At 68.0% G+C, this 12,100-nt stretch carries 14 protein-coding genes and 2 pseudogenes; 10 read left to right on the top strand and 6 right to left on the bottom strand.

Annotation, left to right across the window (positions count from 1 at the left end; all coding sequences use genetic code 11):
• The first annotated feature begins 518 nt into the window (after positions 1 to 518).
• Positions 519 to 1,154, top strand: a complete 636-nt coding sequence (locus tag SNA_RS20265; protein ID WP_030063413.1) for a GNAT family N-acetyltransferase — start codon at positions 519 to 521, stop codon at positions 1,152 to 1,154.
• Between the two features lie 72 nt (positions 1,155 to 1,226).
• Here the strand turns inward: SNA_RS20265 and SNA_RS40085 are convergent, their stop codons facing one another.
• The gene (locus SNA_RS40085) at positions 1,227 to 1,595 is read right to left on the bottom strand and encodes a transposase (RefSeq protein ID WP_206742965.1); all 369 of its coding nucleotides are present in this window, start codon (positions 1,593 to 1,595) and stop codon (positions 1,227 to 1,229) included.
• A 294-nt stretch (positions 1,596 to 1,889) separates the two neighbouring features.
• Here SNA_RS40085 and SNA_RS44085 point away from each other — a divergent pair, with 294 nt between their 5' ends.
• The 3 genes from SNA_RS44085 (at position 1,890) to SNA_RS44075 (ending at position 3,607) form a co-directional block, all read left to right on the top strand.
• On the top strand, positions 1,890 to 2,294 hold the full coding sequence (locus SNA_RS44085; RefSeq protein WP_241779756.1) for a hypothetical protein: 405 nt from the start codon (positions 1,890 to 1,892) through the stop codon (positions 2,292 to 2,294).
• Entirely contained in the window at positions 2,295 to 2,723 is a 429-nt protein-coding gene (locus SNA_RS44080; protein WP_241779755.1) for an SMI1/KNR4 family protein, read from the top strand.
• Between the two features lie 707 nt (positions 2,724 to 3,430).
• Positions 3,431 to 3,607, top strand: a complete 177-nt coding sequence (locus tag SNA_RS44075; RefSeq protein ID WP_157880007.1) for a hypothetical protein — start codon at positions 3,431 to 3,433, stop codon at positions 3,605 to 3,607.
• Positions 3,608 to 3,695: 88 nt separating this feature from the next.
• On the opposite strand, the gene SNA_RS20250 is transcribed toward SNA_RS44075, so the two are convergent.
• On the bottom strand, positions 3,696 to 4,598 hold the full coding sequence (locus tag SNA_RS20250) for a sigma-70 family RNA polymerase sigma factor (RefSeq protein ID WP_030063412.1): 903 nt from the start codon (positions 4,596 to 4,598) through the stop codon (positions 3,696 to 3,698).
• A gap of 96 nt (positions 4,599 to 4,694) precedes the next feature.
• Here SNA_RS20250 and SNA_RS20245 point away from each other — a divergent pair, with 96 nt between their 5' ends.
• From SNA_RS20245 to SNA_RS20230, 3 genes and pseudogenes are all read left to right on the top strand, one after another.
• A complete protein-coding gene (locus SNA_RS20245) occupies positions 4,695 to 5,363 on the top strand; it encodes a nitroreductase (protein WP_030063411.1) in 669 nt (222 codons plus the stop codon).
• 53 nt (positions 5,364 to 5,416) lie between these two features.
• Positions 5,417 to 6,355 (top strand): annotated as a pseudogene (locus SNA_RS40075) (IS5 family transposase).
• A 229-nt stretch (positions 6,356 to 6,584) separates the two neighbouring features.
• The gene (locus SNA_RS20230; RefSeq protein ID WP_030063406.1) at positions 6,585 to 7,082 is read left to right on the top strand and encodes an anthrone oxygenase family protein; all 498 of its coding nucleotides are present in this window, start codon (positions 6,585 to 6,587) and stop codon (positions 7,080 to 7,082) included.
• On the opposite strand, the gene SNA_RS45270 is transcribed toward SNA_RS20230, so the two are convergent.
• Positions 7,008 to 7,325 (bottom strand): transposase, encoded by a 318-nt coding sequence (locus SNA_RS45270; RefSeq protein WP_420823503.1) that lies wholly within the window; start codon positions 7,323 to 7,325, stop codon positions 7,008 to 7,010. The two genes, SNA_RS20230 and SNA_RS45270, sit on opposite strands and share 75 nt — an antisense overlap.
• 38 nt (positions 7,326 to 7,363) lie before the next feature.
• A complete protein-coding gene (locus tag SNA_RS20225) occupies positions 7,364 to 7,720 on the bottom strand; it encodes a MerR family transcriptional regulator (protein WP_044366106.1) in 357 nt (118 codons plus the stop codon).
• A 67-nt stretch (positions 7,721 to 7,787) separates the two neighbouring features.
• Between SNA_RS20225 and SNA_RS20220 the strand changes: the two genes are divergently transcribed.
• The 3 genes from SNA_RS20220 (at position 7,788) to SNA_RS20210 (ending at position 10,460) form a co-directional block, all read left to right on the top strand.
• Entirely contained in the window at positions 7,788 to 8,903 is a 1,116-nt protein-coding gene (locus SNA_RS20220; RefSeq protein ID WP_037791253.1) for an alkene reductase, read from the top strand.
• A gap of 326 nt (positions 8,904 to 9,229) precedes the next feature.
• Positions 9,230 to 10,009: an alpha/beta hydrolase gene (locus SNA_RS44070; RefSeq protein WP_241779753.1), complete on the top strand. Its 780-nt coding sequence runs from the start codon at positions 9,230 to 9,232 to the stop codon at positions 10,007 to 10,009.
• A complete protein-coding gene (locus tag SNA_RS20210) occupies positions 9,999 to 10,460 on the top strand; it encodes a hemerythrin domain-containing protein (protein WP_044366103.1) in 462 nt (153 codons plus the stop codon). The genes SNA_RS44070 and SNA_RS20210 overlap by 11 nt, the downstream gene beginning before the upstream one ends.
• A 155-nt stretch (positions 10,461 to 10,615) precedes the next feature.
• Here the strand turns inward: SNA_RS20210 and SNA_RS42560 are convergent, their stop codons facing one another.
• Both SNA_RS42560 and SNA_RS20205 read right to left on the bottom strand, forming a co-directional pair.
• Complete coding sequence (locus tag SNA_RS42560; protein ID WP_157880006.1) at positions 10,616 to 10,783, bottom strand: hypothetical protein; 168 nt, start codon at positions 10,781 to 10,783, stop codon at positions 10,616 to 10,618.
• Between the two features lie 92 nt (positions 10,784 to 10,875).
• Positions 10,876 to 11,908 (bottom strand): annotated as a pseudogene (locus SNA_RS20205) (IS630 family transposase).
• Positions 11,909 to 12,100: the final 192 nt, after the last annotated feature.

Here is a 12,100-nt window from a genome sequence, read left to right as displayed (position 1 = left end):
TCCTCTGCTGTTCATGCCGCGGGCCCCTGCCAACTCGACAGGGACCCGCGCTGCCCGAAGCCGTGAACTGTTCGATTTCTGCAGTGCTTCGGGTGCTGCTCAATCTCGTGTCCAGGCGCTGTCGGTTCTCGGGTTCTGGCTCAACTTCTGTAGTGCAGCCGCGCTCCGTCAAGCCAGTAGGGCACTTTCGCCGGGACTCGAGTTCCAGGGCAGGGTCAGGCCGGCGATGACGGCGTCGCAGTCGATGCCCGCGGCGACGATGCTTTGCCGATTCTCACGAGGTTGGTTGCCCACAGGCGGGCAGAGGCGTCCTCACGGCTCGTGTGCCCGTCTGGCGCCAGGGGAGAGACGGGCAGGCCGAGCACACTTCGATCCATGTTCTCTCGGCTCACGACTGCCCTTCAGGATGCGTTCCTCCGGCAAAACAGATGCCGCAGGTTGCACGACGACGTAATGTGTCCTCCCGAATGTTGCCTATTACCCGGCCGTTGGTGCGGTCACAGCATCGGGAGGTCTTGATGGTTGCGGACATAGTCGGGACTTGGGCGGTGGGCTGGGCCGTGTCCCGGGGGACGCCCCCGCCCGTCAAGAAGCCCTGGGGGTTCTATATCGAGGTGGCCGGCAACCCCGACGAAGTGGGACGCCATGTGCTGCCCGAGGCCGAGGAGTCGTGGGTTCGCAGCGCCGCTGCCTCGGTGTCCGTGCCGCGGACCTGGATGAAGATGCCCGCGGAGCCGAACGAGGTCGAGCCCTGGCTGTCCCAGGGGTGGGTGGTGGCCTGGGGGGAGACCGGACATCTGATGGCCGTTGACCTGATGGCCACGAACCCGGTCGCACCCAAGGGGTACACCGCGACCGTAAGGACCACGGGAGCCGTCACCTGCGTCCGGGTGCTGGATGCGCAGGGTGAGCAGGCGGCCAAGGGGCAGCTGGCGGCCCTCGGGGAAGCCGTGGTCATGGACCGAGTGGTGACCGAGGAGGCTCATCGACGGCGAGGGCTGGGCGACTTCGTGATGCGTGCGCTCGCCGACCGCGCCCTGGAGCAGGGCGCAGCCCTCGGCGTTCTCGGCGCGACCGACGCAGGGCGCGCCCTGTACGAGACGCTGGGATGGAAGAAGCACGCGACGCTGGCGGAGTGCATCTACCGGCCCTGAACCCTGGTCACGACTGGTTCTCGGGCAACTAAGGTCCCGCCGCCGCCGGTTTTGTGCCGCAGTCACTATCCGTCACGCCAATAGGGCGCGCTTTCGGAGGAGTTGGAAGCCTGCGCGGCCGAACATCTGGCGCTTGAGCATCTCGATTCGGTTGTTGACATGCCCTTCGACCGCACCTGAGCTCCAGGGCAGGGTGAGGCCGGCGGTGACCGCGTCGCGGTCGTGGTCGATGCCGGTGGCGAGTGTGCGGAGGCTGGGCAGGTCGTCCTGCCGGACGGCGGTGAGCCAGTCCGGCAGGCGTTCGCCTGGCGCTCGGTGAGCATGGTCGCGAAGGAGCGGACGTGCCGGGTGAGGGCGTCCAGTTCGGGGCAGTGGGCCCGGACGGTCTTGAGCTGGAGCTGTTCGGCCTCGCCGAGGGTTTCCGGGCGGCGGAGGATCCACCCGGCGACGGCCCGGGGCGAGGGAGGCCGTGCGGTCACGGGGCGCGGTGAGGTGCGCTTATTACGCAAGGTCGGCATGAATGTCCGGCACGCGACCACGGCCCCTCACTCCTGCGGGCCCTCCTCGTGCTGAGGACTGCCGAGGTCAAACGCTGACGGGCGATCACCCCATGCTGCGAAGTCAAGACGCCGCGGCCAGCGCGAGCACCCCGTCCTCGGTTCATGCCAGCTCCATGACCTGCAGCTTCAGGTTGGACGATGCCTGTTGTCAGTGCGGTGCGCTTCACTGTTCGTCATGGATCTCACGCAAGCGACCGTCAACGACCTGCTGGCCCAGCTCGGCCCCAGGGACGGCTACATGTACCTGCCCAGCGACCTGGACCCGCAGGCCCTGACCGACCTGCTCGCCAGCAGGTACGGCGCCCCGCGCACTCTCGTCCTCGGCGGTTTCACCGATCCGACGGTCGACGATTCCAGGGGTGCGGCCCTACTCGTTCCCTTCGGGGACCGGGCGGTGAAGATACGGGCGTGGGCATACGGGGATCAGTGGGTCGGCACAGGTACGGCGCGAGACGCCGAAGGGGTCGAGCGGCCGGTCCTGGTGGTCGCTCACAGGGAGGTGCCAGAACCTTTGGCGGTCGCTTCGGACCAGGACCAGGACGAGGACCAGGACGAGGACGAGGACGAGGACGTCGACTAGATGGAGCGGCTCATACGGATCACCGGCTGGACGCAGCCCGCCCAGCGGCCGGACGTGGACTGGGCTGAGGTGGAGTCGAGCCTGGGCACCGCGCTGCCGAACGACTACAAGCGCATGGTCGAAGCGTTCGGCGTGGGCGCCTTCGACGGATACCTGGACCTGAACCAGGAGCCGTGGACGGATCTCAGGAAGGACGGGCTGCTCATCTGGGCGGGCACGGAGCACGAGGACCTGTACTGCTGGAGGGCCGACGGCGACGACCCCGACCGTTGGCCCGTCGTGGTCCGGTCCTTCGACAACAAGGACGCCCCCTTCGACTGCCAGGCCGCGGAGTTCGTCTGCCGCATCCTCATCGACCCGCACCACCCGTTCACGATGGCAAGCTATTTCGACACCCACTGGTTCATGAACTACCGGGAAAGCGGCTGACCGAACCCCGCCGCGGACGTCGCCTCGACGAACACCTCGCGACCGTGCTGACCATCCGGCACGGCCGCATCACCGCCACTGACAGCTATCTGCCGAACGTCGACGGCATGAGCGCTTTCTTCACCACGCCCTGAGCGCGTCAACGCCGTCGGTAGTGCTTGCTGGGCAACGGGTAAGGCGCCACTGATCCCCAGTGAGCGATCTTTCCTTGCCCTTGCTGGATGGGCGTTTTTTGTGCTTTTCGTGGGTATCTTGACGGCTGAAAAACCATGGAAGCGGCTGGGAGGAAGCGCAGTGGCCCACCCCATGTCCGACTCACCACCGCATCGCATCTTCGCCATGCTGGACGTCGACGTCGACGGCGACGGCGACGGCGATGGCGCCATTACTCATGCGGAATATCTCGCACCGGCGATCGCGTGGCGTCGGCCATGAGGCGCGGTGCCCACAACCCGTCGTCACGACCTCGCGGGCTGCCCATGAGGCGGTCTTTGCGGACATGGATGCCGACCACGACGGTCGCGTGACCTTCGAGCAGTACCGCACCTGGGTGGGACACGATGCGTTCGAACGATCCTGTCGGCCTGCTCCGGGCTTCCTGTTCCACATCGCCGACGCCGACGCCGACGCCGACGCCGACGCCGACGCCGACGCCGAAGGACGCTTGGACCGCGAGGAGTTCACCCGCCTGTGCACGGCAGCTGGGAATGCCGAAATCGACACCGATACGGCCTTCGACGGCCTTCGACGGCCTCGACACCGACCGCGACGGACTGATCGACCGCGACGCCTACCTGGCGGCGATCCGGGACTTTGTCACCACGGGCACGGCTCCCACGGCCGCGGCGTACGGCACCGACCGGCCAGTACTCAAAACCCGCTGACGCCGAGGCCGAGGACCGCCTGGGCGGTCAGCCCTCGTGGCTGGCCCCAGCACCAGTAGTCCGAGGGCCGGGGGGATGTGGCTGTTGGTTAGCCGCCGAGGGTGATGGCTTCGTCGAGGACGGCCAGATCAAGTTGCTGAAGTCGGTTCGGGTCGGCGATGAGTTCGTACCCGGTGATCCTTTCGCGGGCGGTCGTGAGGGTGAGGGCGAGTCGCAGTCGTCCGTACGGCGCGACCGCGATCCCCACGGCGCCGTCGATGAGTACCGCCTCCGCGACGTGCGCGTTCCGTCCGAAGACGACGATTTCCTCCGCCACGGTCCGTGCACCGCGTACCTCGACCGGCCTGCCCTCCGGAAGGGCCGCGCGGTCTGCCCGCCGTACGACGTCGGGCGCCAGCACCGCGAGGACCGCGTCGATGTCACCCGCCCGCGCGGCCGCCAGGAACGTCTCGATCACGAGCCGCTGTCGGGCGAGCTCCGCACCGGAAACGGAGGGAGTGCCTCGGACCTTGCGCCGGGCCCGGCTTGCGAGCTGCTTCGCAGCGGCGAGGGAGCGGTCCACGATGGGGGCGATCTCGTCGAACGGCACGGCGAACATGTCGTGCAGCACGAACGCGACGCGCTCGGCGGGGCCCAGCCTGTCCAGTACGACCAGAAGGGCGCGGCCCACCAAGTCGGCCAGCACCGCCTCCTGTTCCGGGCGGCCATCCGCAGCGGGGTCTGGGCCCTCATCGGGCACCGGGTGGCCCGCAGGGTCCTCCCGCCTCGATGCGCGGGACCGCAGCATGTCGAGGCAGATACGAGAGACCGTCGTCGTGAGCCAGCCGCCCAGATTGCGCACGGCGTCGGCCTCGGTCCGCGCCAGCCGCAGCCAGGCTTCCTGGACCGCGTCCTCCGCCTCGCTGTGCGAGCCGAGCATGCGCTGCGCAACCGCGCGCAGTCGGCTGCGGTGCGTCTCAAAGCCCTCCGCGAGATCGCCGTGCGCGCTCACCGGTCACCTCTCCCCGTCGCCGACCGTCACCACCGTAGAGGGTCCCGACACCACGTGGCCGACGGGGCCGAATCTCGATGCGCGAGGGAGCTTGTCTTGGACGTCTACGAAGCGGTTGCGAGCCGACGGGCGGTACGCCGGTTCAGCGGGCAGCCGATCCCCCGGCAACAACTGGAACGTGTGTTGTCCGCCGCGGCCCGATCACCGTCCGGGGCGAACCTCCAGCCCTGGCACATCTACGCGCTGACCGGCCGGCCGCTGGCCGGGCTCAAGAAGCGCACCGCCGAGCGGGTGGCCGCAGGCGACACCGGGGACGAGCGGGAATACCAGATGTACCCGCCCGAACTGAAGTCTCCGTACCGGGAGCGTCGAGCCGCCGCCGCGGAGCAGCGCTACACCGCACTCGGAATCCCACGCGAGGACCGACGCTCACGTGAGGCAGCCGTCGCCGCGAACTGGGACTGCTTCGGTGCGCCCGCGGCCTTGTTCTGCTACATCGACCGCGACATGGGACCGGCCCAATGGGCCGACCTCGGCATGTACTTGCAGACCGTCATGCTGCTGCTCCGCGCCGAAGGGATGCACAGCTGCCCGCAGATGGCGTGGTCGGTGTACTGCCGGAGCGTGGCGGAGGCCGTGTTGCCCCCACCGGGACTGATCCTGTTCTGCGGCGTGTCCATCGGGTTCGAGGACCCGACCGCGTGTCAGGAGGAGTTCATCGACCGGGCCCCGCTCGCCGAGACGGTCACCTTCGTCGACGGCTAGGACTTGTCCGGGCGATCATGTGACCGCCCTGTGGTCGCATCGTTGATGTGGGCATGGGGCGGGGTGACCTGACGGCCGCGGAGTGGGAACGGCTGCAGCCGCTCCTGCCGGTCAGCAATGGTCGTTGTGGCAGGTGGCGGGATCACCGGCAGGTGATCGACGGGATCTTGCACCGGGTACGGACAGGCGTTCAATGGCGGGATCTGCCTGAGCGGTTCGGACCGTGGAAGACGGTCTATGAACGCCACACACACCGGTTGTGGTCGGCAGACGGCACCTGGGAGCATCTTCTGCACCAGGCGCAGGCCGCGGCCGATGCCGCACGGGAGATCGACTGGGACATCTCGGTGGATTCCACGATCGTGCGCGCTCATCAGCACGCGGCCGGCGCCCGCACCACCCCGCCGCCGGATCTTGCGCCCAAGGGGGCCGAAGCGGCGGAACACCAGGGCGAAACACCGTGGCAGAGTCTGCTCGCCCGCATGGTGAAGGCAGTGCACGAGGTGAGGGCCTGGGCCGCTCGCGTGGTGGGCTGACCAGCAAGCTCCACCTGAGCGCGGACGGCCACTGCCGCCCGCTGTCCTTAGATTGTCACCGGCCGACAGCGGGCGGACTGCACGCAGTTCCAGGCCGTGCTGGAGAGGATCCGCGTCCCTCGGATCGGGCTGGGCAGGCCGCGCAAGAAGCCCGACAGCCTTGCGGCGGACAAGGCGTACAGCAACGGCCCATGCCGTGAGTACCTGCGGCGTCGCGGCATCCGGCACACCATCCCGGAGAAGTCGGACAGCCCGGCTGCCCGACTGCGCAAAAGCTCACGCGGTGGACGGCCGCCCGCCTTCGATGAAGAGCGGTACAAGAAGCGCAACACCGTCGAACGGGCGATCAACAAGCTGAAGCAGTCCCGGGCCGTGGCCACGCGCTACGACAAACGCGGCTACGTCTTCCTCGGTACCGCGACCGTCGCGGCCCTCGGCATCTGGCTCCGTACGTGATCGACCGGACGCAAGTCCCAGGGCTTGGATCCGGTGCCACAGTGGCGAATACCCCAGCTGCCGATGGTTCAGAACAGATGGTTCTAGGTGCCAGAAATGAAGGATCTTGGACTTCTGACGGATACCCGGCCACCCTTGAAGCCAGCCTCGGCTCCCGGCTCATCGTCTATCGGGGCCGACCCCACGGGCAACTCATCCGCCCCAAGCCAATACACCGGAGCCGACGAACATGCGCATCAGACTTGTCCATGGTTTTGCCCTGCTTTCCACCGGCCTCCTCGCCGGCGCGTTCGGCTACGGCGCAGCTAATCTCGTCCCTACCTTCAACGCCGTACCACTTGAGATGCGGCTGTCATTCCACGCCGAACTGATGAAGATGAACGGCATCACCATGCAAGCGGCGATGGGCGCGTCGATCCTGAGTTCCCTGACGCTCGCCGCCCTGACAGCGGGGCGCGCCCGACTGCTCGCGGGTGTGGCAGGTCTACTGGCCCTCGTGTCCTTTCTGATAACCCGATTCGGCAACGTGCCGATCAACGGACGGATCAAGCAGTGGGCGCTCACCTCGGCCCCGGCCGATCATGCGGAGATCCTGCGGCGCTGGGAACTGTTCAACAACATGCGCACGTTCACCGCCTTCGCAGCCTTTGTTCTACTGATCGCCCTCGCCGTCGGCAGACTGCGAGTGGCCGTCCGCCCCGTACATGATCGGGCGGACAGGTCCTAGTGGTCCTCGGCGACCCTGGTGGGGGCAAGACCATGCTGCTGATCCGCCTGCTCCTGGCCCTGCTCGGACGCCGCCCTCCCCGGGGCCCCGTCCCGGTCCTGTTTCCGCTGGCGTTCCGGTCTGGAACTTGAAGGCGATCGCGTCGATCACCTCCCGGTGATCTCTCCACCGACCACCACGCTTCGGCGCCCGGTCCGGGAGCAACGGCTCGATCCGCGCCCACTGCGCGTCAGTCAACGGCACACCCGGACCAACGACCTGCTGATCCAAGCGGAAACTACCTAGCCCGCTGCCGTCGCGATGACCTCGTCCAGGACCTCGCGTGTGTAATACAGGTCCTGGATCGAGCAGTCGATCCGGTGACGCTCCGCCTTCAGCTGCTCGACCAGCCACGGTGTCGCCATCTCTGCCGGGCCTCCGTCGTGGTCGCGCATGCAGGGAAGGAGGCTCGCGATCTTGTCACCGCACAGCCCGGCGGCGAGCAGATGCTGAATCAGGACCACGCGGTCAACGGCCGCCTCCGGGTACTCCCGGTGCCCTCCAGCCGTGCGCTCGGAGGCGAGCATGTGCTTCTGCTCGTAGTAGCGCAGGGAACGTACGCTCACTCCCGTACGCCGGGACAGCTCGCCGATCTTCATGCGTTCTCCAGCCCCCATTCGGCCCAGGGTTGAATCTGACATCGGTGTCAGATCCTACGGTTCCCGCATGACGAACACGGCCACTTCCCCTCTCCTCGCCCCCTACTCCTCCGACAGCCTCTCCCTCCCGAACCGGATCGTCATGGCCCCCATGACCCGGTTCCGTGCACACGAGGACGGCACGCCGCTCCCGGTGGTCGCGGACTACTACGCGCAGCGCGCGGGAGCCGGGCTCCTCATCACGGAGGGAATCTGGCCGCACCGCCGGGGCCAGAGCGGCTGGCGCATCCCGGGGCTGGAGACCGAGGCCCACGTCGTCGGCTGGCGTGCGGTCACCGAGGCCGTGCACGCGCGCGGCGGACGGATCTTCGCGCAGCTCATGCACGGCGGACGCCAGGGGCACCCGCGCTCGCGGCTACTCGGCGACATCCCGGCAGGGCCGTCGGCCGTGCCGGTCCCAGGCCCCGTGCACGTCAAGGACGGCAAGGCCGAGGCGCCCATACCGCGTGAGATGACGACGGACGACATCCGTACCGCGTTCGCTGATCACGTGGCCGCCGCACACAACGCCCTGCGGGCCGGCTTCGACGGGGTGGAGATCCACGGTGCCAACAGCTATCTCACCCACCAGTTCCTCGCCGACAACACCAACCGCCGCGACGACGCGTACGGGCGCGACAAGACCCTCTTCGCCATCGAACTGGTCACCGCAGTCGCCGAGGCCGTGGGAGCGCACCGGCTCGGGCTCCGGCTCTCCCCCGGCAACCCACAGTTCGGCATGTCCGAGCACGACCCTGCCCCCCTCTACCGCGCGCTGGCCGAGGCACTCGACCCACTCGGCCTGGCCTACCTCCACGTCACCGACAACGACGACTACCCGGCCCTCGCAGATCTGCGCCCCCGCTGGAACGGCACGCTCATCGCCAACGTCGGCGAGAACCGCGCGCCCACCACCCAACAACAGGGCGAACGCGTACTCGTAAAGGGCCACGCGGACCTGGTCTCCTACGGACGCACATTCCTCACTCATCCCGACCTGCCCGCGCGCATCGCCGCGAACGATCCGCTCGCCACACCGATCAACATGGAGCACCTCTACACACACGGCGCACAGGGCTACACCGACTACCCAACGCTCGAAGAAGAACGCGCGAGGCGGTTCACCTCCCCAACGACACAGTGACCCGCCTCAACCAGGTGTCTCGGTGATCCAAACGAAGCAGCCCAGGGGAAACCCTGCGTAAAGAACTCGCTCGCGTCCCGCGTCCCGCCTCTTGGGCTAGGGAGGTCGGCGCGTCACCTGCTTGAAGACGGTCAGGGCGGCGGCGGCGACGCGGCCGCCCATCTGGCCGACGAGGACGCCGACCTGGTGCCTTGCTTCAGGCATAAGGCCGTGATGGCGGCACAGAGACCACAGCGGGCCCCAGCGATCTTCGCGATTATACTCCCGGGCAGCGTCGCGTGCCGGTGGCGGATGGATCGTCAGGCATGGAGGCGTCGTATCGAAAGGTGGCTACGGCCATTCCCACCCCAATTTCACAGAAGATCACGCTTTACCCCGCCGAGGACCGGTTCTTCGGCCCCCGACCCGCCGTCCTCGTCCTGCCCGGCGGCGGCTTCCGGGAACTTCCACCGCACGAAGGCGAAGGCTACGCGCGCTGGCTGTCCGGCCTCGGCATCCACGCCTTCGTCCTGTCCTACCGGCTGCTGCCGGACCGGTTCCCGGCCCCGCTCGAAGACGCCCGGGCCGCATTGGACCACATCCGAGGCGGCGACCACGGCCTCGACATCGGCCGGGTCGGCGTCATCGGATCAAGCGCGGGCGGCCAACTCGCCGGCCTGCTCATGACCGGCCGGGTCCTGTCCATCGAGGAGGGCGTCACCGACCCGCCCCGACCGGACTTCGCGATCCTGGCCTACGCGCTGGCCGACCTCGACCTGCTGCCACCGCCGGTGGTCGAGAACCTGCTCGGCGACCTGCTGCCCATCAAGGACGAGCTGTCCCCGGCCAAGCACGTGGACGCGTCGGTGTGCCCGACCTTCGTATGGGCCACCGCTCAGGACCCGCCGGGCCTGCCCAATGCCCTGGAGTGGACCCGGGCGCTGGCGGCCGCCGCGGTACCGGTGGAGTTGCACGTCTACCCGGGCGGCAGCCACGGCATCGGCCTGGCTGACGGCGTGGAATACGGCGGCGAGCCACACAAGTTCATTGCACGCGAGCCGCACACTGCGTCCTGGACGACCGCGTGCGCGGCCTGGCTGCGACGGGAGGGCGTTCTTGCCGACTGACCGCGTCACCGCCTGGGGCGCAGAACTGCGGCGGGTGCACGGCACGCTGCGCAATGCGCTGGCGCTGGCGCGGGCGAGACTGGACGGCGGCGACCCTGCCGAGGCCGCCACCGACTTGCTGTTGTTCTGCCACGGGTTCTGCGCTGCCCTGTCCGGCCACCACCGCGCCGAGGACGGTTCGCTGTTCCCGGAACTGGTGCGGGCGCGACCCGACCTGGCGTCGGTGGTCGCGAAGCTGACTCAGGACCACAACATGATCGAGCACCTCATCGGTGGATTGCAGAAAGCGGTGGCCGACTCGACCGACCCGGAGGTGGCACACCGCCACCTGGACGGGATCGAGGCGGTCATGGAGACGCACTTCACGTACGAGGAGAAGCAACTGGGAGCGGTGCTGGACGGCATGGACGCCGACTTCGACCGCACCGAGATCTTCGGCCCGATCAGCTGAGCCGCGTCCCGGTCGCGCCGCCCGCCGACGGCGCGACCGGGAATCCCACCTGGGTTCGAGCGGAACCGCCACCGCCTCGGCCGGCCCTGAACCGCGACCGCCGATGCTTCGGAGAAGCGGTGAACCGGACCTGTGTCACGAACCGCGACCGGCCCCTAACTACACGAGCCGAAGGGCGGGATGTGGTTCGTGCTTCTGGCAGCGGTGGTACTGCGGTGATCGGCCAGCGCGGTGATGAGTTCGGTCACGCTGTCCAGCGCGTCCGTGTGGTGCGCTGCCGCCTCGGCGGCGGCGCGCTCGACCCGCTGTCGGGCAGTCGCCACCCGCTATGACAAAACGCGGCTACGTCTTCCTGGACACAGTCACCGCAGCCGCGCTGGTCATCTGGCTCCGCACATGATCGGCCGGACAGCTCCTAGAGTCCTGAGTCGGAGATTCGTCGGCAGTATGCGGCGACCTTGTCGAGGATCTCGTCGGCTGTCTTCGTCCAGACGAAGGGCCTGGGGTGCTCGTTCCAGCCGGTGAGCCAGCCTCGGATGTCGCGTTCGAGTGCCTGGACGGAGCGGTGGATGCCTCGGCGGAGCTTCTTCGTGGTGAGTTCGGCGAACCATCGCTCGACCAGGTTCGGCCACGACAAGCCGGTCGGGGTGAAGTGCAGGTGGAAGCGCGGATATGCGGCCAGCCATGTCTTCACGGCCAGAACCCCGTGGGTGACGTAGTTGTCCAGGATCAAGTGGACCTCGAGGTCTGCCGGCACTTCCCTGTCGAGCTTGAGCAGGAACTTCTTGAACTCCACGGCGCGGTGGCGGCGGTGGAGTGAGCCGATGGCCTTGCCGATTGCGGTGTCGAGGGCGGCGAAGAGGGTGGTGGTGCCCGCGCGGACGTAGTCGTGGCTGCGGCGCTCGGGCACCCGGGCATCATCGGCAGGACCGGCTGGGACCGGTCCAGGGCTTGGATCTGCGACTTCTCGTCCACGCAGAGAACCAGGGCCCGCTCGGGCGGGTCGAGATACAGACCGACCACATCACGGACCTTGTCGATGAACAACGGGTCCTTGGACAGCGTGAACGTCTCAGCCCAGTGCGGCTGGAGAGCGAAGGCCCGCCAGATCCGCGAGACCGCCTACAGCGACATCCCGGTCGCTGCGGCCATCGACCGGTCGACCAGTGGGTGGCGTCCTTCGGTGCCTCCTCCAGCGTTTTCACGATGACGCGCTCGACGTCGGCATCGGTGATCTTCCGTGGGACGCCGGGTCGTGGCTCGTCGCACAGGCCATCGAGTCGACGCTCCAGGAAACGCCGGCGCCAGACCCGGACCGTGTCGGTGGTGATGCCCAGCCGTCGGGCGACCTCTGCGATCGCGTGTCCGTCCGCACTCTCCAGGACGATCCGCGATCTCAGTGCCAATGACTGGGCACTCGAACGACGACGCACCCACGACTGCAACATCGCCCGCTCAGCATCAGACAGCACCACAGGCGGAATCTTCGGTCCAGGACGACTCACACCAGACCAACGACGAATCTCCGACTCAGGACACTAGGACCAGTCCGGCCGATCACGCAGGTCTCGCGATGCCGATGACGTGCTCATCGCCCCCGGTCGACTGTTGCGGATTCGCAGAAGCGCGAGCCGTCCAGG

It is taken from the genome of Streptomyces natalensis ATCC 27448 (assembly GCF_000935125.1).
Lineage (GTDB): Bacteria > Actinomycetota > Actinomycetes > Streptomycetales > Streptomycetaceae > Streptomyces > Streptomyces natalensis.
The sequence above is the reverse complement of the archived record's forward strand: the minus strand, read 5'-3'. Positions and strand labels throughout refer to the sequence as shown.